This window comes from Nocardioides sp. J9 (assembly GCF_007829375.1).
Lineage (GTDB): Bacteria > Actinomycetota > Actinomycetes > Propionibacteriales > Nocardioidaceae > Nocardioides.
In genome coordinates this window covers 19,935-43,440 of record NZ_VLJQ01000056.1, presented here as the reverse complement: position 1 = coordinate 43,440, position 23,506 = coordinate 19,935, and the positions used below count along the sequence as shown (strand labels likewise).

General features: G+C 73.4%; 21 protein-coding genes. 17 read left to right on the top strand and 4 right to left on the bottom strand.

Translation table 11 applies throughout. From position 1 onward, the window contains the following. Positions 1-191 precede the first annotated feature (191 nt). The gene (locus L615_RS06575; RefSeq protein WP_036518537.1) at positions 192-1,271 is read left to right on the top strand and encodes a mannose-1-phosphate guanylyltransferase; all 1,080 of its coding nucleotides are present in this window, start codon (positions 192-194) and stop codon (positions 1,269-1,271) included. A 398-nt stretch (positions 1,272-1,669) separates the two neighbouring features. Here the strand turns inward: L615_RS06575 and L615_RS06570 are convergent, their stop codons facing one another. From L615_RS06570 to cofD, 3 genes are read right to left on the bottom strand one after another with little or no spacing between them, the layout of a single operon-like run. Then, positions 1,670-2,431 (bottom strand): DUF3105 domain-containing protein, encoded by a 762-nt coding sequence (locus L615_RS06570; protein WP_028656573.1) that lies wholly within the window; start codon positions 2,429-2,431, stop codon positions 1,670-1,672. A 45-nt stretch (positions 2,432-2,476) separates the two neighbouring features. Next, positions 2,477-3,430, bottom strand: a complete 954-nt coding sequence (gene cofE / locus L615_RS06565) for a coenzyme F420-0:L-glutamate ligase (protein WP_145724521.1) — start codon at positions 3,428-3,430, stop codon at positions 2,477-2,479. After that, positions 3,430-4,473, bottom strand: a complete 1,044-nt coding sequence (gene cofD / locus L615_RS06560) for a 2-phospho-L-lactate transferase (RefSeq protein WP_232221825.1) — start codon at positions 4,471-4,473, stop codon at positions 3,430-3,432. Before cofD ends, cofE begins: the two co-directional genes overlap by 1 nt. 151 nt (positions 4,474-4,624) lie before the next feature. Between cofD and L615_RS06555 the strand changes: the two genes are divergently transcribed. From L615_RS06555 to L615_RS06545, 3 genes are all read left to right on the top strand, one after another. Continuing rightward, the gene (locus L615_RS06555) at positions 4,625-4,879 is read left to right on the top strand and encodes a WhiB family transcriptional regulator (protein ID WP_028656576.1); all 255 of its coding nucleotides are present in this window, start codon (positions 4,625-4,627) and stop codon (positions 4,877-4,879) included. 63 nt (positions 4,880-4,942) lie between these two features. Continuing rightward, the gene (locus tag L615_RS06550) at positions 4,943-7,834 is read left to right on the top strand and encodes a glycosyltransferase (RefSeq protein WP_028656577.1); all 2,892 of its coding nucleotides are present in this window, start codon (positions 4,943-4,945) and stop codon (positions 7,832-7,834) included. Then, a complete protein-coding gene (locus L615_RS06545; protein ID WP_145724520.1) occupies positions 7,827-9,281 on the top strand; it encodes a DUF5719 family protein in 1,455 nt (484 codons plus the stop codon). The genes L615_RS06550 and L615_RS06545 overlap by 8 nt, the downstream gene beginning before the upstream one ends. Positions 9,282-9,299: 18 nt before the next feature. Here the strand turns inward: L615_RS06545 and L615_RS06540 are convergent, their stop codons facing one another. Next, on the bottom strand, positions 9,300-9,770 hold the full coding sequence (locus L615_RS06540) for a metallopeptidase family protein (protein ID WP_232221826.1): 471 nt from the start codon (positions 9,768-9,770) through the stop codon (positions 9,300-9,302). 78 nt (positions 9,771-9,848) lie between these two features. Here L615_RS06540 and L615_RS06535 point away from each other — a divergent pair, with 78 nt between their 5' ends. From L615_RS06535 to L615_RS06475, 13 genes are all read left to right on the top strand, one after another. Beyond that, complete coding sequence (locus tag L615_RS06535) at positions 9,849-10,199, top strand: DUF3499 domain-containing protein (protein ID WP_036518527.1); 351 nt, start codon at positions 9,849-9,851, stop codon at positions 10,197-10,199. Between the two features lie 35 nt (positions 10,200-10,234). Then, positions 10,235-11,611, top strand: coding sequence for a phosphomannomutase/phosphoglucomutase (locus L615_RS06530; RefSeq protein WP_051486022.1), 1,377 nt, complete (start codon positions 10,235-10,237; stop codon positions 11,609-11,611). A gap of 11 nt (positions 11,612-11,622) precedes the next feature. Then, a complete protein-coding gene (locus L615_RS06525; protein ID WP_198020261.1) occupies positions 11,623-11,793 on the top strand; it encodes a Trm112 family protein in 171 nt (56 codons plus the stop codon). Between the two features lie 14 nt (positions 11,794-11,807). After that, the gene (locus tag L615_RS06520; protein ID WP_145724519.1) at positions 11,808-12,833 is read left to right on the top strand and encodes an SIS domain-containing protein; all 1,026 of its coding nucleotides are present in this window, start codon (positions 11,808-11,810) and stop codon (positions 12,831-12,833) included. A gap of 95 nt (positions 12,834-12,928) precedes the next feature. Next, positions 12,929-14,026 (top strand): acyltransferase family protein, encoded by a 1,098-nt coding sequence (locus L615_RS06515; RefSeq protein WP_051486023.1) that lies wholly within the window; start codon positions 12,929-12,931, stop codon positions 14,024-14,026. Between the two features lie 10 nt (positions 14,027-14,036). Further along, positions 14,037-14,996, top strand: a complete 960-nt coding sequence (locus L615_RS06510) for a DUF808 domain-containing protein (RefSeq protein ID WP_028656582.1) — start codon at positions 14,037-14,039, stop codon at positions 14,994-14,996. Positions 14,997-15,147: 151 nt separating this feature from the next. Next, entirely contained in the window at positions 15,148-16,590 is a 1,443-nt protein-coding gene (ahcY, locus tag L615_RS06505; protein WP_028656583.1) for an adenosylhomocysteinase, read from the top strand. A 100-nt stretch (positions 16,591-16,690) separates the two neighbouring features. Further along, entirely contained in the window at positions 16,691-17,398 is a 708-nt protein-coding gene (gene mtrA / locus L615_RS06500) for an MtrAB system response regulator MtrA (protein ID WP_028656584.1), read from the top strand. A gap of 9 nt (positions 17,399-17,407) precedes the next feature. Beyond that, complete coding sequence (mtrB, locus tag L615_RS06495; RefSeq protein ID WP_051486024.1) at positions 17,408-19,087, top strand: MtrAB system histidine kinase MtrB; 1,680 nt, start codon at positions 17,408-17,410, stop codon at positions 19,085-19,087. Continuing rightward, entirely contained in the window at positions 19,084-20,826 is a 1,743-nt protein-coding gene (locus L615_RS06490; RefSeq protein WP_145724518.1) for an LpqB family beta-propeller domain-containing protein, read from the top strand. The genes mtrB and L615_RS06490 overlap by 4 nt, the downstream gene beginning before the upstream one ends. A 79-nt stretch (positions 20,827-20,905) precedes the next feature. Further along, positions 20,906-21,670 carry a ComF family protein gene (locus tag L615_RS06485; protein ID WP_145724517.1) on the top strand — a complete coding sequence of 255 codons (765 nt, stop codon included), beginning with the start codon at positions 20,906-20,908 and terminating at the stop codon, positions 21,668-21,670. A gap of 384 nt (positions 21,671-22,054) precedes the next feature. Further along, a complete protein-coding gene (gene hpf / locus L615_RS06480) occupies positions 22,055-22,684 on the top strand; it encodes a ribosome hibernation-promoting factor, HPF/YfiA family (protein ID WP_145724516.1) in 630 nt (209 codons plus the stop codon). Positions 22,685-22,794: 110 nt separating this feature from the next. Next, a complete protein-coding gene (locus L615_RS06475; RefSeq protein WP_051486025.1) occupies positions 22,795-23,499 on the top strand; it encodes a response regulator transcription factor in 705 nt (234 codons plus the stop codon). Positions 23,500-23,506 lie beyond the last annotated feature (7 nt).

Here is a 23,506-nt window from a genome sequence, read left to right as displayed (position 1 = left end):
GCGAGCCGGCCTTCGCCACCCAGTTCGCCCACGTCGTCACGGACAGCTCGACGCGCTCGCCCGTGGCGTGGTCGTAGAAGGTCACCAGGGGCTGGCCGGGGTCGTTGCGCAGGCGTCGCTGGAGGACGTCGGCGAAGGTGGTCTCGGGAGTCACGTCACGAGCGTATTCGGCACCGACTAGGGTGCCGCGCATGCCTGCTGACGAGATCCCCGGCTTCTGGGCCGTCGTCCCCGCCGGGGGTGCCGGCACGCGGCTGTGGCCGCTGTCGCGCTCCGGGTCGCCGAAGTTCCTCCACGACCTCACCGGGTCGGGCCGTTCGCTGCTCGAGCAGACCCGTGACCGGCTCGCACCGATCGTGGGGGACCGGCTGGTCGTCGTCACCGGCACGGCCCACCGCGACGCCGTACGACGCCAGCTGCACGAGCTGCCCGAGGACGGTGTCATCGCCGAGCCGTCGGCGCGTGACTCGATGGCGGCCATCGGGCTGGCCGCGGCCTTCCTCGAGCAGCGCGGCGCCGAGGTGATGGGCTCGTTCGCGGCCGACCACGTCATCGCCGACGACGCTGTCTTCGCCTCGGCGGTGGCCGACGCCGTCGCCGCCGCCCGTGACGGGTGGCTGGTCACCATCGGCATCGAGCCGACCTTCGCCTCGTCCGCCTTCGGGTACATCCACCAGGGCGACACCCTCGACGGCCACCCCGGCGTGCGCACGGTCGTGGAGTTCGTGGAGAAGCCGTCGGTGCCGGTGGCCGAGGAGTACCTCGCGACCGGCAGCTACCGCTGGAATGCCGGCATGTTCGTCGTCCGCCCGAGCGTGCTCCTCGACCTGCTCGCCGAGCAGGACCCCGAGTTCGCCGCGAACCTGCGCGCGATCGCCGCCGAGCCCGACCGCCTCCCCGAGCTGTGGGAGAAGCTGCCGCGCATCGCCATCGACCACGCCATCGCCGAGCCCGCGGCCGCCGCGGGCAAGGTGGCCACCGTCCCCGGCGCCTTCGGCTGGGACGACGTCGGCGACTTCGACTCCCTCGCCGGCCTGCTGGGGGAGCAGGAGGACGTCACCGTCCTCGGCGACGACGCCCTCGCCCAGGTGATCGGCAGCAGCGGCATCGTCGTCCCCGGCTCCGGCCGCATGGTCGCCGTCGTCGGCCTCGACGACGTGGTCGTCGTCGACACCCCCGACGCCCTCCTCGTCACCACCCGCGCCCGCGCGCAGGAGGTCAAGAACATCGTCTCCGCGCTCAAGGACCAGGGGCGCACCGACCTGACGTGAGGCGGGCGGGAATCACCGCCTGGGCGGTGATTCCCGAGGTTGGTGGCTGCTGCAGCGGCCACCAAGTAGGAGAAGCGGCCACCAGGTAGGGCGGCGAGTCGGCCTCCCGGGCGTGAGGACTTCCTGACCGTTGCTGGTGCTTCCTGGCCGTTGCAATGGTCAGGAAGCGTGGGAATCGCCTCTGAGGAGGTGATTCCCACGGCGGCCGGTGGGGCGTCGACCCGCCAGAAATGACGTCTCAACCCGCCAGAAATGACGTCTCAACCCGCCAGAAATGACGTCTCAACCCGCCACAAGTGACGTCTCAACCCCCGGCAGGACCACGGGGAGCCGGGTGCCCGCGAAAAAGCAGAGCGGGCGCGACCCGGGTCCCCCAGGTCGCGCCCGCGCCGGGCAGCTCAGTAGACGAAGGGCTCCGGGGCGTCGGTGAACGGGTAGTCCGTCATGAACTTCTTCAGCGCCTCGCCGCTGGCCTCGGTGCAGTACTGCCACGCGCCCCACTGCTTGCTGGCGGCGGCGTCGTTGCGCCAGTGCGTGAAGGCGATGTGCTGGCCCTTCGGGAAGTCCTTGCCGGTCTCCTCGGCGTCCTCGGACGTCCACGGGGCGGCCTTGAACTTCAGGCGCTGGTTGGTGTCGTTGGCGTCGAGCGTGGCGGCCATGGCCTTGATCGCGGCGACCTGGCTGGAGTCGTCGGCGATGGTCTCGTCGTACCAGAGGATGGTGTAGCCGTGCTCGAGGTTGTGCACCAGCGACTCGAGCTCGGGACGGCTGTCCTTGGTGTAGTACCGCTCGTTGATCGGGGCCGGGGCCAGGCCCGCCTCGTTCCAGTGCGCACCGAAGGCCGGCGGGGCATGGTCGTAGGTGACCTGCTGGCTCTTGTCGACGTGGTCGCCGCTGCCGGTGGCCTCCTCCTCGGTGACCTCGCCGCAGACGTCGGCGCCCGCGCCGATGTCCGCGAGGTCCTTGCCGGAGTAGCGGGCCTTCTCGATAGCGGTCTTGATCGGGCTGTACGCCGCGGCACCGATGATCAGGAGTGCGACGAGCACGCACACGCCGACGATGGCCCTGCCCTGACGCTTGTCGGCGCTCTTCTGCTTGCGCCGGATCTCGTCGATGACTTGGCGACGGTCCGACTTCTCGGACTTGCTGGACTTGGCCACGGTGCGGGGTACCTCGTCTGGATGGGTGCGCGGAACGCGGGAAGTCTACGGACTGACCGGCTGGRGCCGCAGGTCGGTGCCGAACTCGGTCACGACCCAGCCGTGCGCGAAGGCCACGATGTCGACGGCGACGCGGCGGTCGGTGGGGCAGCGGACCTCGCCCGCGGGGCTGCCCTGGGCGGTGATCCCGGCCCGGGCGAGGGCGTCGACGAGCTCCTCGGCGCTCACCGGGGCGCCGAAGGGGGACCGGTCCTCGTCGCAGCCGGCGACGGCGCGCAGCACGGCCTCGCGGGCGCCGTACCCGAACAGGTCGGCGCCCTCCGCGCGGATGAGGGAGGCGGCACCGGGGCCGTCCTCGCCGGCGGGCAGGACGAGGTCGGCGCGCCCGCGGACCAGCGCGAACGGCCGGGCGCCGAGCTTGCCCTGCGCGAGCTCGACGGCGCCGGCGACCTCGTCGGCGACGGCCGGGGCGGTCACGGCGAGCTCGTTGCCGTGGCCGTCGACGCGTCCGGCGAAGGACTCCAGCACCGTGATGCCGGCGGCGCCGATCGCGATGTCGGTCTGGCCCTCGCGCCACGGTCGGCCCGCGGTGTCGGTGACGACCACGCCGACGTTGGCGCCCACCCGCTCCGCGACGGTACGACGGAGCGCCCGGGCCGAGGCGTCGGGGTCCTCGGGCAGCAGCACGATGGAGCCGGCGGCCACGTTGGAGCTGTCGATCCCGGCGGCGGCCATGGTCAGCCCGAGCCGGTTGCGCACGATGCGCGTGGCGCCGCGCTGCGCGACCACCCGGGTCGTCTCGCGGCCGATCCATTCCTCGCGGTCACCGGTGACGACGCGTCCCTCGGCCTTGCTGACGATCTTGCTGGTGACGACCAGCACGTCGCCGTCGGCGACCTGCTCGGGGGCGAGGGCGGTGAGCAGCACGGCGGCGAGGTCGTCACCGGCCACGACTTCCGGCACTCCGTCGGGGGCGAGGATGCTGAGCGAGCCGGGCATCAGGACCGCACCAGGGCGACGGCGGCCGCGGCCATGGCGGCGGTCGCGTCGTGGTCGGTCATCATCAGCGGGACCGCGGCGGTGGCGATGCCGGCCGCCTCGAGGCGCTCGACCTGGGCGGCGTCGCGCTCGTCGACGAGCCAGCCGTCCAGGACCCCGCCGGCGCTGCGGGCGCCGTAGTTGAGCCCGACGCCGGCGGCGCTGACCTCGACGCCGATCGCGGTCAGCACCTGCTCGGCCATCCCGCGCACGTGGGAGGTGCCGACGATGGGGGAGAGGCCGACCACGCGCGCCGCGGTCGCCCGGACCGCGTCACGCAGGCCGGGCACGCCCAGGATGGTGCCGACCGAGACGACCGGGTTCGACGGCGGCAGCACCACGAGGTCGGCCCCGGCGATCGCCTCGAGCACGCCGGGCGCGGGGGTGGCCTGGTCGAGGCCGACGAAGACGATCGTCTCGGCGGGCACCTCCGCGCGCAGGCGCACCCAGTACTCCTGGAAGTGGACGACCCGCTTGCCGCTGGGCGCCTCCGGGTCGGCGATCGCGACGTGGGTCTCGGCGCGGTCGTCCGTCATCGGCAGCAGGGTCAGCTGCTCGCCGTACCTCGGAGCGAGCCAGCGCTCGCACAGCGCGGCGGTCACCGCGGAGAGCGGGTAGCCGGCCTCGAGCAGCTGGGTGCGGACCAGGTGGGTGGCGATGTCGCGGTCGCCGAGTCCGAACCAGGTGGGCTCGACGCCGTAGGCGGCCAGCTCCTCCTTGGCGCTCCAGGTCTCCGCGCGCCGGCCCCAGCCGCGCTCGAGGTCGATGCCGTCGCCGAGCGTGTACATCACGGTGTCGAGGTCCGGGCAGACCTTGAGGCCGTGGATCCACCAGTCGTCGCAGGTGTTGGCGACGACGGTCACCCGGGCGTCGGGCGCGACCCCGGGGAGCGTGCCGGCGGTGATGCCGTGCAGCAGGCCCTGGAGGAACTTCGCCCCACCCATGCCGCCCGACAGGACGGTGATGCGCCGGACCGGATCCGGTGTCGTCTTGCTCGAGTCCACGGGGCACAACTGTGCCTCACGGCCGGGACGATCGTCCTCCGGGGCGGTGTATAGCAGATTCCGCCTTGACTACTGGGGTATGACACATATGTAATTCCAACGATGTCACTTGGTCCTCAACTGGCATCGGGTCGAGTCAAAGGGGCGTCACATGAGGGAACTCTTCCTGGTCGAGGCAGAGACAGAGGAGCTGGGGTGGCAGGAGCGCGCACTGTGCGCGCAGACCGACCCCGAGGCGTTCTTCCCCGAGAAAGGCGGATCGACGCGCGAGGCGAAGAAGGTGTGCCAGACCTGCGAGGTGCGCCTGGAGTGCCTCGAGGCCGCACTGGGCAACGACGAGCGCTTCGGCATCTGGGGCGGTCTCTCGGAGCGTGAGCGCCGCAAGCTGAAGAAGCGGGCAGTCTGACTCGGGTCAGGCCCTGGCGCGACGGTTCGCCCCCTTCGGACCGTCCCACTAGGGTCTGACCTCGTGTCGCACGAAGCCAGGGTCGCCGTCCTCCTGGTGAGCCACGACGGCGCCTCGTGGCTCCCGGCCGTCCTCGACGGCATCCGCGCGCAGACGGCACCCCTCGACTCCGTCGTCGCAATCGACACCGGCAGCAGGGACGACAGCCCCGAGCTCGTCCGGCAGGCACTGGACGGGCACGTCCCGCTCGCGGTGCGCCGGATGCCGGCCACCACCGGCTTCCCCGACGCCGTCGCCGACGGCCTCGCCGCGCTGGCCGCCGCCGGCCGCGACCCCGAGTGGGTCTGGATCCTCCACGACGACGCGAAGCCGGCACCCACCGCCCTCGCCGAGCTGCTCGCCGTCGCCGCGCAGCGGCCCGAGGCCGACATCCTCGGCCCCAAGCTGCGCGAGTGGCCCTCGCTGCGCCGCCTGCTCGAGCTGGGCGTCACGATCAGCGGCACCGGCCGGCGCGAGACCGGGCTCGAGCGCGGCGAGTACGACCAGGGCCAGCACGACGAGGTCCGTGAGGTCTTCGCCGTCAACACCGCCGGCATGCTCGTGCGACGCGCCGTGCTCGAGGAGCTCGGCGGCTTCGAGCCTGCGCTGCCGATCTTCGGCAACGACCTCGACCTCGGCTGGCGCGCCGCCGCGGCCGGCCGCACCACGCTCGTCGTCCCGCGCGCCGTCGTCTTCCACGCCGAGGCCGCCCACCGCGGCGTACGACGCACGGAGCTGACCGGGCGCCACACCCACTTCCAGGAGCGGCGCGCCGCCCTGTTCACGCTGCTCGCCAACGCCCGCACCCCCGCCCTGCCGTTCAAGGTCGTCCGGCTCGCGCTCGGCACGGTGCTGCGGGTGCTCGGGCTGCTGTGCGTGCGCGCCGTCGGTGAGGCCCTCGACGAGGTCGCCGCGCTGGTCTCGGTGCTGCGCCACCCCGGGCGCATCCTCGCGGCGCGCCGGGACCGGCGGCAGGCGGTCGCCGCGCTGCGGGGCCCGGAGGGACCGGACCGGGCCCGCGTCCGCCGGCTGCTGGCGCCGTGGTGGCTGCCCTACCGGCACGGCCTCGACCTCGTCGGTGACCTCGTCGCCGCCGCGACCAACCAGGCCGCCGACGTCGCCGAGCGCCGCCGGGCCGCGGCTGCCGAGCGCGACGCCGCGGTGGCCCCGCCGCCCGCGCGGCACCGGGACGAGGAGGACGACTACGCCGACACCGGCTGGGTCGTCCGGTTCTTCACCAACCCGACCGCCGTCGCCACGGCGGTGGTCGTCATCGCCCTGCTGGTCGGGGTGCGCGACGCCTTCGGCGGCGTCAGCGGTGGGGCGCTGTCGCCGACGCCGGACGGCGTCGGCGCCTGGTGGCGCCTGCACACCGAGGGCCACCACCCCATCGGCTTCGGCTCCGACCTGCCGGCGCCCGCCTACGTCCTCCCGCTCGCCGTGCTCGGCCTGCCGGTCGGCCCGTCCGCGCTCATCGGCCTGCTGATGGCGCTCGCCGCCCCGGTCGCGCTGTGGGGCGCGTGGCGGTTCCTGCGCGTCGTGGGCCGCTTCGCCACGCCGTACGGCGCCCCGCGGTGGCTGCTGCTGTGGGGCTCGGTCGTGTGGGCCCTCGTCCCGCTCGCCTCCGGCGCCTGGGGTGGCGGCCGGTGGGGGGTCGTCGTCGCCGCTGCGGTGCTGCCGTGGCTGGCGCACGCCGCCCTCGGCTTCGCCGACCCCGACGCCGGCCACCGCTGGCGCGCCGCGTGGCGCACCGGACTCGCGCTGGCCCTGCTGACCGCCGTCGCGCCGTCGTCGTGGCTGGTCGTCGCCGTGCTGATCGGCGTCGTGCTCGGCTGTGCCTTCCGGCTCGCGCCGGGGGAGGTCCGCGACCGGTCCGTGTGGGGCCCGCCCGTCGCCGCGCTCGGCGTCCCCCTGCTCGTGCTGCTGCCGTGGTGGCTCCCGGCCCTGCTGGAGGGCGCCGCCGGCACGCTGGTCCTCGACGTCGGCCGCTGGCCGACCGAGGCGACCTCCGGGTGGGACCTGCTCGTCGGCCGCCTCGGCGACCTCGGCGCCCCGGCCGTGATCGGCCTCGTCCTGCCCGTCCTCGCGCTCGCCTCGCTGCTGCCCGCCGCGACCCGCGTCGCGGTCGTCGCCTGCTGGGTGCTCGCCGCCGTCACCGCGATCGTCGGGATCCCGCTCGCGGTCACCTCCGTCGGCCTCGCCGGCGGCGACGGCCAGCAGCCCGGCCTCGGGGTCGTGCTGCTCCTGCTGCAGGGCGCCTGGCTCACCGCAGCCTTCCTCGGCGGCCTCGCGCTGCACCACCTCGGCGAGAAGCCGCGCCCGGCCCAGGCGGGCCTCGCGGTCGCCGGGCTCGCCGGCCTCGTCGCGCCCCTGCTCGGCCTGGTCTGGTTCGCCGGCTGGGGCGGCGAGGACCTCACCGACCACCCGCCGGCCGACGTGCCGGTCTACATGGCCCAGCGCGCCGAGCAGGCCGACCACGACGGCATCCTCGTGCTGCGCGGCAGCATCGAGGACGGCCTGCGCTACGAGGTCCACCGCGGCGACGGGCGCACCCTCGGTGAGGACGAGATCACGGCGCTGACGCCCGAGGACCGCGACGCCACCGCGGCGATCCGCAGCCTCGTCACCGCGCCCGATCCCGAGGCCGTCCAGGAGCTGTCCCGCCGGGGCATCCTGTACGTCGTCCAGGCGGCCCCCGCCGACGGCGCGGTCGCCGCCAGCCTCGACGCCACCTCCGGGCTGGTCCAGGCCAGCACCAGCCGCGGGACCCGCGCCTGGCAGGTCGACCCCGCACCCGGGCCGCTGCCCGAGCACCACGCGTGGGGGCGCACCGTCCTGCTGCTCGTGCAGGGCGCCGCGATCGCGGTCCTGCTCGTGCTGGCCCTCCCGCCGATGCGAAGGAGCCGAGATGACTGAGCCCGGACCCGCCGCCGACCGCAGCACCGGCCAGCGCGCCGGTCGCCGCGCCGCCGTGTCCCGCAGCCGCCGCATCGACCTGCTCGTCGGCCTCGCGATCCTCGCGCCCGCCGTCGTCGTGCTCAGCGTCGGCACCATCGGCGGCGAGGACAACCAGCTCGCCGGCCCCCGGCCGCCCGACACCTCCGCGCTGACGTCGGCGACGACCGTCTGCCCGAGCGGCCTGCGCGGCGCCGGCCCGGTGCGGGTCACCCGCACCCCGGACGTCCCCGGCGGCGAGCTCGCCGTCGCCACCGCACCCGCCGGCCGCGGGGAGGCCGCCGCCACCGAGGCGGGGGAGCCGGTCACCGTCGACCAGGGCAGCAGCGTCGTGGTGCCGTCCAGCACCGGCCCGACCGTCCTCGACGGCCGCGGTGCCGCAGCCCCCGGGATCGCCGCCGGCCGGGACGGCCGGCTCGCCGCGCCCGAGTGCCGCGGCCCGTCGTACGACGAGTGGCTGGTCGGCGTCGGCGCGTCGGCCCGGCACGCCACCACGATCGAGCTGGTCAACCCCGACGACGGCGACGCGGTCGTCGACCTCGCCCTCCACGACAGCACCGGCCCGGTGGAGGAGCCCGCGCTGCGCGGCATCGAGGTCCCGCCGCACGGTGTGCGCCGGATCGACCTCGCCACCGCCGCCCCGCGCGCCGAGGCCACCGCCGCCCACCTGACCGTGGTCCGCGGCCGGGTCACCGCGTCGGCGCAGACCACCTGGGACCCGCTCGGTCGCGGCCGCGTCACCACCGACTTCCTGCCCGCCGACGCCGAGCCGTCGGCCCGCAGCCTGATCCTCGGTGTCCCGGCCCGGCCCGTGCAGCCCACGCTCCACCTGGCCAACCCCGGCTCCGACGAGGTGCGGGTCAGCGTCCGCTTCGTCACCGAGCAGGCGACGTTCAGCCCGACCGGGGCGCCGGACGTCACGGTCGCGCCCGGCGCGATGACCTCGGTCGACCTGCGGCGCCTGTTCCGCGGTGCGGCGGCCGAGGGGGTCCTCGGCATCGAGCTCGAGGCGACCGGACCGGTGGCGTCGTCGTTCATGGCGTTCACCCGCGACGACCTCGTGCTGCTGGCCCCGGCGCCGGTCCTCGAGGAGCCGGCCGCGGCCGTCGTGCCGTCGGGGAGCAAGGGTGTCGTCCTCGGCGGCGCCGTGCGGACCGCCGTGGTGCACGTCGTCTCCTACGACGCCCGCGGGCGCGAGGTCCGTGCCGACCGGGTCGAGATCGGCGCCGACCGCGGCGCGGTCCTGTCCCTGCCCGACCGGGCCACCTCGATCACCGTGGTCGCCCGCAGCACCCCGGTGCGCGCCGTCGTCACCGCCACCGCACGCGGCCGCGAGGCAGGCCTCGCGACCCTGCGGGTGCGTCCGGCCGACCTGCGCGCCTCCATCCCGGCCGTCTCGCCCGAGTAGGTAGCCCGAGCAGGTGGCTCAGTCGTCGTCGCGGGGGTAGCGCGGGTCGACGTCCGCCGGCTCGATGCCGAGCAGTTCGGCGACCTGCTCCACCACGACGGTGAGGATCAGCGCCTCCAGGTCGGCGCGGTCGCTGGCGCGGTGCTCCACCGGGCGCCGGAAGACCACGAGCCGGGTCGGCTGCTGCCCCGACCCGCGCACCAGCGACGACAGCGGCACCCGGTCGGAGTCCCAGTCGTCGGGCAGCTGCGGGGTGTCCTCGACGGCGTACTCCACCAGCCCGAGGTGCTTCGACCACCGGGCGTCGACCTCGGTCACCACGTCGAGCAGGATCCGGTCGAAGAGCTCGCGGCGGCGCAACGGGCGGGGCGGCCGGTGGCCGGGCTCGGGCCAGGTCAGGGGGAGCACGGCAGGGCCGCGCATCCCGCGCCCCCGGCGGTCGCGCCGGGGCCGGGCGACCCGGGGCCACGCAGCGTCGTCTGGCTCCACGACCAGCGAGCCTATCCAGCCGGACGAGCCGGGGACGGTACCGTCTGCCGCGTGAGCGCGATTCCGGCACCGCAGGGCATGCGTACCTGCTCGCGCACCGCGTGCGCCCGGCGCGCGGTGGCGACCCTGACCTACGTGTACGCCGACTCCACGGCCGTCCTCGGCCCGCTCGCGACCTTCGCCGAGCCCCACGCCTACGACCTGTGCGAGCAGCACAGCGAGCGACTCTCGGCCCCGCGCGGCTGGGAGGTCGTGCGGCTCTCGCTCGGCACGCAGCAGGCCGGGCCCAGCAGCGACGACCTGCTCGCACTCGCCGACGCGGTCCGCGAGGCGGCCCGCCCGGTCCCGCCGCCGGCCGTCGAGCAGCCCCGGGAGACCGGTCGCGAGGTCGCCCGCAAGGGCCACCTGAGGATGCTCACCACCGACTGACCGGGGCGCTGCGCGGGTGCACTAATGTCCGGTGCATGGCCACGACCTCACCCGACAACCTGAGCAAGTGCTTCAAGGCCTACGACGTGCGGGGCATCGTCGGCGAGCAGCTCGACGAGGACCTGGCGCGCGCGACCGGCGCGGCGTACGTCGAGGTCCTCGGCGTCGACGCGATGGTCATCGGCTACGACATGCGGCCCAGCTCGCCCGGCCTGGCCGGCGCGTTCGCCGAGGGCGCGACGGGTGCGGGCGCCGACGTCACGATGATCGGCCTCGCCTCGACCGACCAGCTCTACTTCGCCTCGGGCCACCTCGGCCTGCCGGGCGCGATGTTCACCGCCAGCCACAACCCGGCGCAGTACAACGGCATCAAGATGTGCCGCGCGCACGCGCAGCCCGTCGGCATGGAGAGCGGCCTCGCCGAGATCCGTGACCGCGTCGCCGCCGGCGCCCCGGCCACCGCGGAGCGCACCGGCTCCACCAGCGAGCAGGACGTGCTCGAGGCGTACGCCGACCACCTGCTCTCGCTCGCGCCCGTGCAGGGTCGCCGGATCAAGGTCGTCGTCGACGCCGGCAACGGCATGGCCGGGCACACCGCGCCCGCCGTCTTCGGCAAGGTCGGCGACGCCGTCGAGATGGTGCCGATGTACTTCGAGCTCGACGGCACCTTCCCCAACCACGAGGCGAACCCGATCGAGCCGGAGAACCTGGCCGACCTGCAGAAGCGGGTGCTCGCCGAGGGCGCCGACATCGGCCTGGCCTTCGACGGCGACGCCGACCGCTGCTTCCTCGTCGACGAGCGCGGCGAGCTGGTCTCGCCCTCCACGCTGACCGCGCTGATCGCGGCCCGTGAGCTCGCCAAGGAGCCCGGCGCGACGGTGATCCACAACCTGATCACCTCCCGGGCGGTGCCCGAGATCGTCTCCGAGCTCGGCGGCAAGCCGGTGCGCACCCGCGTCGGCCACTCCTTCATCAAGGCGACGATGGCGGAGACAGACGCGATCTTCGGCGGCGAGCACAGCGGGCACTTCTACTTCCGCGACTTCTGGCGCGCCGACTCCGGCATGCTGGCCGCGCTGCACGCGATGGCGGCCCTCGCCGAGGCCGACGTCCCGCTCTCGGAGCTGCTCTCGACCTACGAGCGCTACCCGCTCAGCGGCGAGATCAACAGCACGGTCGAGGACCAGGCTGCGGTGCTCGCGGCGCTGGAGGAGACGTGGGGCTCCCAGGAGGGCGTCACCGTCGACAAGCTGGACGGGCTGACCGTCAGCCACGCGGACTGGTCGTTCAACGTCCGTGCCTCGAACACCGAGCCGCTGCTGCGGCTCAACGCCGAAGGGAAGGACGAGTCCACCATGGCCCGAGTCCGCGACGAGGTCCTCGCCACCATCCGGGGCGGGGCGAGCGCATGAGCACCCCCGAGATCTCCCCGGAGCTGCTCGCGATCATCGTCTGCCCGGCGTGCCGGGCCGACCTGGCCGTGACCCCCGCCGGCGACGCCACCGAGCTGCTCTGCAGCGGGTGCGGCCTGGCCTACCCCGTGCGCGACGGCATCCCGGTGCTGCTCGTCGACGAGGCCCGCAAGCCCGCCTGACCGGGAGGCCCGCCATGGTCTGGTTCGACGAGTCCCGGCTGGACGACGAGAGCGCCCTGGCCMCCGCCGCCCTGCGGCTGCGCACGCTGGCCGAGTCCGGCTCGCGGGTACGACGCGAGGTCGGTGGCTCCTCGGAGGCCATCGCCGAGGCGGTCGCCCGCGCCAGCGAGACCCGGCCGCGCGCGGTGATCGCCGCCGGGCCCGACTCCCGGTTGCTGCGGGCGGTGCTCGAGCCGTTCTGCCCGGTCCCGTTCGTCGCCTGGCCGTCCCCGGCGCTGCCGGGCTGGGCCGGCAGCCTCGACCTGGTCGTCGTGCTCGCGCCCGAGGGCGGCGACGCCGGCACCGCGCTGGCCGTCGCCGAGGCCGCCCGCCGCGGCTGCCAGCTCGTGGTCGCCACCCCGCCGGACTCGATCGTCGCGGAGCACGCCACCGGTCGCTGGACCACGCTGCTGCCGACCGGCACCGGCGACCAGCTGGCCACCGCGGTGGCGATGCTGTCCTTCCTCGACCAGGTCCAGCTCGGCCCCACCGCCGACCCGGAGGCGGTCGCCGAGGCCCTCGACGACGTCGCCATCGCGTGCTCGCCGAACCGTGACATCTCGATCAACCCGGCCAAGATGCTCGCCATCGCGCTGGCCGACGCCAGCCCGCTGGTCTGGGGCGGGTCCGTGCTCGCCGCCCGGGCGGCCCGCCGCGTCTCGGAGTCGATCCGTCGTACCTCCGGGCGCACGGCGCTCGCCGGTGACGCCGAGCACCTGCTGCCCGTCATCGAGGCCGCCCGGCCGCGCAACGTCTTCGCCGACCCGTTCGCCGACGGTGCGGGGGAGCGGCGCCCGGTCCTCGTGATCCTCGACGACGGCGTGGACGACCCGGTCGTGCGCGACCAGCGGATCCGCCTCGAGGAGGCCTGCGCCGCCCACGACGTGCGCATCGAGCACGTCTCCTCCGACGCGGTCGGCGAGGTCGCCCGCTACGCGTCGCTGCTGCTGCACGGCACCTACGCCGCGGAGTACCTCCGCCTGGGCCTCGTCGCCGACTGACCGCCGAGACTGACCGCTGATCCACCACGACCGGCGCGGTCCCGCGGTTGTCTGACACTTCGACTCGACCGCGGGCGAGCGGGTACCAAGGAGTGATGCCTGCCGTTCGCGATCCCTGGCTCGACAACGCGAAGATGGGTCTCATCGTCCTCGTCGTGGTCGGGCACACGTGGGCCCTGCTGCCGACCGACGACACGGTTGCCTGGCACCTCTACGACTTCGTCTACCTGTGGCACATGCCGGCGTTCATCTTCCTGTCCGGCTACCTCTCCCGCGGCTTCGCCTACCACCCGGCGCGGATGTGGAAGCTGGTCACCGACCTGCTCGTGCCCTACGTCCTCTTCGAGGGTGCGCTCGGGCTGTTCCGCCTCCACGTCGGCGGCGAGGACCTCCAGGACCTGTGGCTCGACCCGCACTTCCCGATGTGGTACCTCCTCGCCCTCGCCGCCTGGCGGCTCGCCACCCCGTTGCTGCGGCCGCTGCCCGGCGCCGTCCTCGTCGCGGTCGGCATCAGCCTGGCCGGCGGATTCGTGCAGGGCGCGTGGACGGAGTACCTCGACCTGCCGCGGATCCTCGGCTTCCTGCCGTTCTTCGTCCTCGGCCTCAAGGCGACGCCGGAGTCCCTGGAGTGGCTGCGCGGCCGGTTCCCGGCCCTGCTCGGTGTCGTGGCGTTCGGGATCGTCGCCGTGCTGGCGGTGGACCTCGACCGCTGGGCGTCCACCGAGTACCTCTACTACCGACCCTTCGACGTCGTCGGCGACGACGGCGGTGAGGCCGTGCTGGCCCGCCTCGGCGTGCTCGCCCTCGGCCTCGTCGGCACCTTCGCCTGGCTCACCCTCGTCCCCCGCGTCAGCGGCTGGTTCACCCGGATGGGCGCCGCGACGATGATCGTTTACCTCTTCCACGGCTTCGCGGTGAAGGGCCTCGAGTACGCCGGCTTCCGGGACGCGGTCGCCGGCAGCCCCGCCCTCGGCCTGGCTGCCGCCACCGGCCTCGGCGTCGCCGTCGCCCTGCTGCTGGCCCTCCCACGGGTGCGCGGCGTGCTGGGCCACGTGGCCGACCCGTTCGGCCTCGCCCACCGCCGGGTCGGCGAGGCGGTCGACCTCGCGGTGGTCGTGCAGGAGCACGAGGCGGCACAGGACGCCGGTCCCGAGCCGGTGGAGCGGCACGAGGAGACCGGCGCCTCCCGGTAGCCTTCGGGGCATGAGCGCCGGCCTGTTTGGACTCCTCGACGACGTCGCTGCGATCGCGAAGCTGGCCGCAGCCTCGGTGGACGACGTCGGCGCGGCCGCCGGTCGGGCGACCGCCAAGGCCGCAGGCGTGGTCATCGACGACACCGCGGTGACCCCGCAGTACGTCCACGGCCTCGCCGCGGAGCGCGAGCTGCCCATCGTGAAGAAGATCGCGCTGGGCTCGATCCGCAACAAGCTGCTGATCATCCTGCCCGCCGCGCTGCTGCTCAGCGAGTTCCTGCCCGGCCTGCTGCCGGTCATCCTGATCCTCGGCGGGACCTTCCTCGCCTACGAGGGCGCCCACAAGATCTGGCACATGGTCTCCCACCACGACGACCACGAGACCCCGGTCGCCGAGGTCGGCCCCGAGGCGGAGAAGGACCTCGTCGCGGGCGCGGTGCGCACCGACCTGATCCTGTCGGCCGAGATCATGGTCATCGCCCTCGACTCGGTCAGCGACGAGAGCTTCTGGACCAAGCTCGCCACCCTGCTCGTCGTCGCCTTCGTCATCACCATCGGCGTGTACGGCGTGGTGGCGCTCATCGTGAAGATGGACGACATCGGCCTCCGCCTCGCCCAGCGCAGCTCCGCCCTCGCCAAGCGCGTCGGGCTCGGCCTGGTCTCGTTCATGCCCAGGCTGCTCTCGATCATCTCCGTCGTCGGCACCGTCGCCATGCTCTGGGTCGGTGGCCACATCCTCATGGTCAACGTCGCCGACAACCACGGTTCCGGCCTCGACCTCTGGAACGCGCCCTACGACTGGGTCCACGGCATCGAGCACGACATCCACCACGCCATCGAGGGCTTCCTCGGCGACGCCCTCGCCTGGCTGGCCAACACCGGCATCTCCGCCGTCATCGGCCTGGTCGTCGGCGCCGTCGTGGTCCTCGTCGTCCAGCTGCTCCCGTTCGGCAAGAAGGACCACGCCTGAGCACCACCTCAGGCACCGGCGGTCGGGCCTGCCCGATGATTGCCCCTCGGTCGGAGCCCGCTTGTAGGGTGGGTCACGTCATGCGCGGGAGATCCCGACGAAGCGCAGATGCGCCGCAGGACGTCACTCTCGAACCTCGAGGATCTGTTTCATGGACTACAAGGTTGCTGACCTGAGCCTGGCCGAGTTCGGCCGCAAGGAGATCGAGCTCGCCGAGCACGAGATGCCCGGCCTCATGGCGATGCGGGAGCGCTACGGCGCCGACCAGCCGCTCAAGGGCGCGCGCATCGCCGGCTCGCTGCACATGACCATCCAGACCGCCGTCCTGATCGAGACGCTCACCGCCCTCGGCGCTGACGTCCGCTGGGCGACCTGCAACATCTTCTCGACCCAGGACCACGCCGCCGCCGCGGTCGTCGTCGGCAAGGACGGGACCGTCGACGCGCCGGCCGGCACCCCGGTCTTCGCCTGGAAGGGCGAGACCCTCGCCGAGTACTGGGACGAGGCCGAGAAGGTCTTCGACTTCACCGACGCCGACGGCAACCCGGTGGGGCCGAACATGCTGCTCGACGACGGCGGCGACATCACCCTCCTCGTGCACAAGGGCGTCGAGTTCGAGAAGGCCGGCGCCGTGCCGAGCCAGGACTCGACCGACAACGAGGAGTACAAGGAGGTCCTCCGGGTCCTCGCGCGCTCCGTCGAGCGTGACCCCAACCGCTGGACCAGCATCGCGGCCGGCATCAAGGGCGTCACCGAGGAGACCACGACCGGCGTCCACCGCCTGTACGAGCGGTTCAAGGAGGGCTCCCTGCTCTTCCCGGCGATCAACGTCAACGACTCGGTCACCAAGTCGAAGTTCGACAACAAGTACGGCTGCCGCCACTCGCTCATCGACGGCATCAACCGCGCCACCGACGTGATGATCGCGGGCAAGACCGCCGTCGTCTGCGGCTACGGCGACGTGGGCAAGGGCTCCGCCGAGTCGCTGCGCGGCCAGGGCGCCAAGGTCATCGTCACCGAGATCGACCCGATCTGCGCGCTGCAGGCCGCGATGGACGGCTACGAGGTCAAGCGCCTCGAGACCGTCGTCGAGCACGCCGACATCTTCATCACCACGACGGGCAACTACGACATCATCAAGGTCGAGCACTTCGAGAAGATGAAGAACCAGGCCATCGTCGGCAACATCGGCCACTTCGACAACGAGATCGACATGGCCGGCCTCGCGAAGATCCCGGGCATCGTCAAGGACGAGATCAAGCCCCAGGTCCACCAGTGGATCTTCCCCGACGGCAAGAAGATCATCGTGCTGTCCGAGGGCCGCCTGCTGAACCTCGGCAACGCGACCGGCCACCCGTCGTTCGTCATGTCGAACTCGTTCACCAACCAGGTCCTGGCGCAGATCGAGCTCTTCACCAAGACCAGCGAGTACGAGACCGGCGTCTTCGTCCTGCCCAAGCACCTCGACGAGGAGGTCGCCCGGCTGCACCTCGACGCCCTCGGCGTCGAGCTCACCGAGCTGACCAAGGAGCAGGCCGCCTACATCGGCGTCGACGTGGCGGGCCCCTACAAGCCCGACCACTACCGGTACTGATTGCGCGAGCGTGTCGCCGCTGATCGCCGCCTCCGCGGCGGTCAGCGGCGCTCTCGCTCCCTTCGCTCGTTTGCCGCTGATCGCCGCGGACGGCGTCGACATGACTACCGCCGCCGGCGCGTCGTTCGCCACCAAGGGTCGCGTCCTCGTCGTGGACGACGACGCCGCGCTGGCGGAGATGCTGGCGATCGTCCTGGGCCAGGAGGGCTTCGAGTCGCGGATCTGCCCGCGCGGCGACACCGCGCTGGCCGAGTTCCGCGACTACCGCCCCGACCTGGTGCTCCTCGACCTCATGCTGCCCGGCAAGGACGGCATCGACGTGTGCAAGGAGATCCGGGCCGAGTCCGTGGTCCCGATCGTGATGCTGACCGCCAAGGGCGACACCGTCGACGTCGTCGTCGGCCTCGAGTCCGGCGCCGACGACTACGTCGTGAAGCCCTTCAAGCCCAAGGAGCTGGTCGCCAGGATTCGGGCCCGCGTGCGCCGTACCGAGCCGGTCGCGCCGGAGACGCTGTCGGTGCGCGACGTGCAGATCGACGTGGCCGGGCACTCGGTCACCCGCGACGGCGTCGAGATCCCGCTGACGCCGCTGGAGTTCGACCTCCTGCTCTGCCTGGCCCGCCGGCCCGGGCAGGTGCTGACCCGCCAGGTCCTCCTCGAGGAGGTCTGGGGCTACCACCACGCAGCCGACACCCGGCTGGTCAACGTCCACGTGCAGCGGCTGCGCTCCAAGGTGGAGCACGACCCCGAGCACCCCGAGATCGTGCTGACCGTCCGCGGGGTCGGCTACAAGGCCGGCTCCGCCTAGGAGCGCACTGTGCTGCGCGACCTCTGGAACCGACTCTCCCCGGCGGTACGACGGGCGCTCACCTTCTGGCGACGCTCGATCCAGGCGCGGGTCGTCGCCAGCACGCTGGTGCTGTCGGCGGTCGTGGTCAGCGCGGTCGGCTGGATCCTGGTCGAGCAGGTCCGGCAGGGACTCCTCGAGCACCGCGTCGACGTCGTCCTCGGCGAGGTCGACGCCGAGATGGCCGAGGCCCGGGCCCGGCTCGAGGCTGCGTCCGGCCGCGAGGTCAACGTCGGCCGCCAGCAGCGCGACCTCGTCGACCCGATCATCGACCGCGGCGCCGGCCGCGGCTACAGCGTCGTCCTCGCCGGCCCCGAGGGAGAGGGCGGATCGCTGCGCGACGGTGGCAGCGAGTACACCAGCGGCCTCGACCTGGTCAGCGTGCCCGACTCGCTCGAGGAGCACTTCGACGCCGCCGGCCGCAGCACGGCGTGGACCTACACCGAGATCGTCACCCGCGCCGACGGGCGGGGCGAGGCCACCTCGGAGCCGGGCATCATCGTCGGGTCGCAGCTGCAGCTGCCGGCCGACGGCAAGACCTACACCCTCTACTACCTCTTCCCGCTGACCGAGGAGCAGGAGACCCTGCGGCTGGTGACCCGCGCCCTGCTCACCGCCGCGGGCCTGCTGCTGGTACTGGTGGCCGGCATCACCTGGCTGGTGACCCGGCAGGTCGTGACCCCGGTCCGGATGGCCCGCAAGGTCGCCGAGCGGCTCGCCGCCGGACGGCTGCAGGAGCGGCTGCAGGTGCGCGGCGAGGACGACATCGCGCGGCTGGCCTACACCTTCAACCAGATGGCGACCAGCCTCCAGCGGCAGATCCGCCAGCTGGAGGAGCTCAGCTGGGTGCAGCGGCGCTTCGTCTCCGACGTCTCGCACGAGCTGCGGACCCCGCTCACGACGGTGCGGATGGCCTCCGACCTGCTGCACGACGCCCGCGAGGACTTCGACCCCACGGCAGCCCGCGCCGCGGAGCTGCTGCAGAAGGAGCTCGACCGCTTCGAGAACCTGCTCGTCGACCTGCTCGAGATCAGCCGGTTCGATGCCGGCGCCGCGGTGCTCGCCCCTGAGGACGTCAACCTCGACGACATCGTCAACCGGGTGGTGACCGCCGCCCAGCCGCTGGCCGACCAGCGCGGCGTCCGGGTCGTCGTCGAGCACCCCGACGACCCGGTGCGCGCCGAGGTCGACAGCCGCCGCGTCGAGCGGATCCTGCGCAACCTCGTCACCAACGCCATCGACCACGCGCTCGCCGACGACCCGACCGAGGCGGTCGTGGTCCGGCTCGCGTCCGACGAGGAGGCGGTCGCGATCACCGTGCGCGACCACGGCGTCGGCCTCGCCCCCGGGGAGGCGGCGATGGTGTTCAACCGGTTCTGGCGCTCCGACCCGGCCCGCACCCGCACCAGTGGCGGCACCGGCCTGGGCCTGGCCATCGCCCAGGAGGACGCCCACCTGCACGGCGGCTGGCTGCAGGCGTGGGGCCGCACCGGGCAGGGCGCCCAGTTCCGGCTCACCCTCCCGCGCCGGGCCGGCGGCACCTTGCGGCACAGCCCGCTGCCGCTCATCCCCGAGGACGCCGCCTCCGTCGACGCCGCGATCGTGGCCGGGCCCGGCGACGTCGTACCCGCCCGGGAGGTGGAGCGATGAGCCAGGCGCGCCGTGCCACCACCGCGGTTGCCGGGCTGCTCGCGGGCCTGCTGCTCGCCGGCTGCGTCTCCCTGCCGACCGAGGGACCGGTCGTCGACGCCGACGTTGCCGGCGCGGACAGCCCCCACCGGGCCAGCGACATCGACGCCCGGCCCCCGACCGAGGGCGCCTCGCCCGCCGAGGTCGTCAGCGAGTTCCTCGACGCGATGACCGCGTGGCCCCAGCAGATCAACGTCGCCAAGCGCTTCCTCACCGAGGAGGCGGCCGCCAGCTGGAACCCCGAGCTCGCCACCGTCGTGTACGCCGACGCCCCGCTCTCCGTGCGCGAGACCGGCAACGCGGTGCGGGTGGACCTGCCCGCCGCCGACGGCCTCGACCGCGCGGGTGCCTGGCGCGGGCCGCTGCCGCCCGCCGACCGGGCGATGACCCTGCACCTGTCCATCGAGCGGGGCGAGTACCGGATCGCGGACCCGATGGACGCCCTCGTCGTGCCCGCCAGCTGGTTCCAGCAGCGCTACCGCCAGGTGTCTCTCTACTTCTTCGACCCGATCGCGCAGATCCTCGTCCCCGAGCCGGTGTTCGTGCCCCAGGGCGAGCAGCTCGCGACCAACCTCGTCGCCGGCCTGCTCGACGGCCCCCCGCCGCGTGCCCGTGGGGTCGTGCGCTCCTTCCTGCCGAGCGGGCTCTCGGTCGGGCTGTCCGTCCCGGTCGACGACAAGGGCGTCGCCAACGTCGACCTCGTGGGCGACGCGCCCCGGCTGACGGCCGAGGAGGCCGAGCTGATGTTCGCCCAGCTCGCGTGGACGCTGCGCCAGGCGCCGGGGATCGCCGCGCTGCGCGTCACGATCGGCGGGGAGGACGTCCCGGTGCCGGGTGGCGCCTCGCAGTACCCCGTCGACGGCGGCGGCGCCTTCGACCCGGCGGGCACCCGCGGCACCACCCTCGCCGGCCTGAGCAAGGGCCGGCTCGTGCTCGGCCGACCCGGCGACCTCTCCTTCTCGACCGGTCCGTTCGGCGTGGCCGGCGCGGACCTCGACGCCGTGGCGCTGCGGCCCGACGCCGAGGTGGTCGCGGCGGTCGACACCGGTGGCGACCGGGTGCGCACCGTCGAGGTCGGCGCCGACCCCGACGACCCGGTCCGGACGGTGGTCACCGGCGGTGACTTCGCCCGCCCCACCTGGGACGTGGCGGGCCGGCTGTGGGTCCTCGACCGGCGCGAGGGCAACGCACGGGTCCTGATCCTCGAGGCCGGTCGGGTCCGCGAGGTGCGGGTGCCCGGCCTCACCGGCCGCGCCGCCAAGGCGATCGTGGTCTCCCGTGACGGCACCCGGGTGGTCGGCGTCGTCACCACCGCCGCCGGCGACCAGGTCGTCGGAGCCCGCGTGCTGATCAACGGTCGCGGCCGGGTGGCGCGAGCCAGGTCGCCGTTCGTCGTCCGTCCGGCCGAGGACGCCGCGATCGCCGACCTCGCCTGGAGCGGGCCGAACCGGATCGCACTGCTCTCCTCGAGCTCGCCGAGCTCCTTCCACGAGGTCGACGTCGTTGCCGCCGACGGCGCCACCGTCGGCGTGGACGGGCTCTCCACGATCCTGTCCGGGAGGGTCGTGGGCCTCGCCGGCGCGCCGGTCTCCAGCTCGCTGGTCTACGCGGTCTACGGCGACCGCTACGTCGACCTCGTCGCGCAGGAGGAGTACGACGCCGGCAGCCTCACCCTGACCCAGCTCGACTTCGCCGGCTGACGCCGGGGAGTCGAGGCCSCCMYCCACAGGCCCGCGCCTCCGCGTTGTGCCGGCCACCCGGCCTTGGTGGGGTGGGGGAGTGGCACTCCTCCCGGACCTCGCCGACGCCTTCCGCGACCTCGTCCTCGGCGTCGCCTGCGTGGCCTGCGGACACCCGGGACGGGCGCTGTGCCGCTCCTGCCACGCCGGCCTCCCGGCCTCGGCCGCCGCGCACTGGCCGACGCCCACGCCGCCCGGCCTCGTGCCGCCGTACGCGGTCGGCGACTACGACGGGGCGCTGCGGTCGATGGTGCTCGCCCACAAGGAGCGTCGCGTTCTCGCGCTGGCCAGCCCGCTCGGGGAGCTGCTGGCGCGGTCGGTCACGCAGGCGCTCGCCGAGCTCGCCGTGAGCGGCCCGGTGGTGCTCGTGCCGGTGCCGTCGCGGCCGCGGGTGGTGCGCCAGCGCGGGCACGACCCCACGGCCGCCACCGTCCGTGCGGCCGTGGCCCGGCTGCGCGCCGAGCACGACGTGGTCAGCGCCCGGCTGCTGCGCGTGCGGCCCGGCCTGCAGGACCAGGCCGGCCTCGACGCCGCGGCCCGGGCGGCCAACCTCGCCGGGTCGATGGCGGTCCCCGCGACCTCCCTGCGCCGGCTCGCCCGGGGCCGCCCGCGGGCCCACGTCGTGGTGTGCGACGACGTCCTGACGACGGGCTCCACCCTGCGCGAGGCGCAGCGCGCCCTGGAGGCCAGCGGCCTGTCGGTGGCCGCCGGGGCGACGGTCGCAGCGACCCGGAGGAGGGCGCCGGCAGCAGGCCGCACCCCCACTTTCGGACCATCCCTTCCGCCGTCACCACCGACCGACTAACGTCTCAACATGGAGTCCGCTCGGGTCCGTGGTTGCGCCGCCCAGGCAGGGCGCGAGCCCCGCCGGGGCTGGCAAGCCGATGCCAGTCGCAGGCGAAACGGCCCACGTAACTCGACCCCCGGGTCGACGATCACGGTGCGGCTTAGTCGTAAGTCCTGCCTCGGACCGGACGTCAGATGCGTCTGTCTCCGGGAGAAGGCCGGTAGTGGCAACAAGCTGCGGAAGCCTCAGCAGGCGGGTGTGGGGACGAAGACCAGGTCGGCCGACCGGACTCCGAGGCAGGGCCCGGGACATTTCTGCTCCCGTGGCCCTGCCGACCCCTCTCACACGTCCCGTCCAGCAACGGCGGGAGACCCCATCACCGAATCCCCTTGGAGGTAACTGATGGACGTTGTGGTCACCGGAAGGCACTGCGAGATCTCGGACCGGTTCCGGGCGCACGCCGCGGAGAAGCTCTCGAAGCTGGAGAAGCACGACCATCGGATCATCCGGGTGCACGTGGAGGTGGACTGTGAGCCGAACCCGCGCCAGCAGCCGCAGGCCGTCCGCGTGGAGCTGACCGCCTTCTCCAAGGGCCCGGTGATCCGGGCCGAGGCCGCGGCCGACGAGAAGATGGGTGCCCTCGACCTGGCCCTCGACAAGATGGCCTCGCAGATGCGCAAGGCCGCCGACCGCCGCCGCGTCCACCGCGGACGCCGCACCCCGGTCTCGGTCGGCAAGGCGCTCTCCGACGTCCCGCTCGACACCGACGACACCGAGGACGAGGACGACCTCGCCAAGGAGCGGAAGGTCGGACCGATCACCGTCACCGGCGACGGGCCCCTCGTCGTCCGCGAGAAGACCCACCCCGCGAGCCCGATGACCCTCGACCAGGCCCTTTACGAGATGGAGCTCGTCGGCCACGACTTCTACCTGTTCGTCGACAAGGAGAGCGAGCGTCCCTCGGTCGTCTACCGCCGCAAGGGCTACGACTACGGCGTGATCTCCCTCGACGTGGACCACCAGGGAGGGTGAGCCGAACGTGCGACGACGGCCGATCGGGCGGCTGAGCAGTCCGGGGCGTGCGGCGTGCCGGAACCGGTGCGCCGCGCGCTTCCCTCGGGGGCTCGTGCCATGATGCCTCCGTGGCGAGTGGGAATTCGCCGGCAGCGACAGGACCGGGACACCCTGTGAGCGAGCCGGTACGTGTGGTCGTTGTCGACGACCAGGAGCTGTTCAGGCGCGGCCTGACCATGCTCCTGGGCATCGAGCCCGGGATCGAGGTGGTCGGGGAGGCCAGCAACGGCGTCGACGGTGTCGCGCTCGTGGTCAGCTCCGCACCCGACGTGGTGCTCCTCGACGTGCGGATGCCGAAGCAGTCCGGCATCGAGGCGTGCGTGGCCATCAAGGAGGCCGTGCCGACCACCAAGATCATCATGCTCACGATGTCCGACGACGAGGCGGACCTCTACGAGGCGGTCAAGAGCGGCGCGTCCGGCTACCTGCTCAAGGACTCCTCCATCGAGGAGGTCGCCCAGGGCATCCGCGTCGTCGCCGACGGCCAGTCCCTGATCAGCCCCTCGATGGCGGCCAAGCTGATCGACGAGTTCAAGACGATGTCGAAGCCCGAGCGCACCGCCGGCCCGGCCCTCAAGCTCACCGAGCGTGAGCTCGAGGTGCTCCGCCTGGTCGCCAAGGGCCTGTCCAACCGCGACGTCGCCGGCGAGCTCGCCATCAGCGAGAACACCGTGAAGAACCACGTCCGCAACATCCTCGAAAAGCTGCAGCTGCACTCGCGCATGGAGGCCGTCATGTACGCCGTCCGCGCGAAGCTAGTCGAGCTGGATTGAGGGAGCG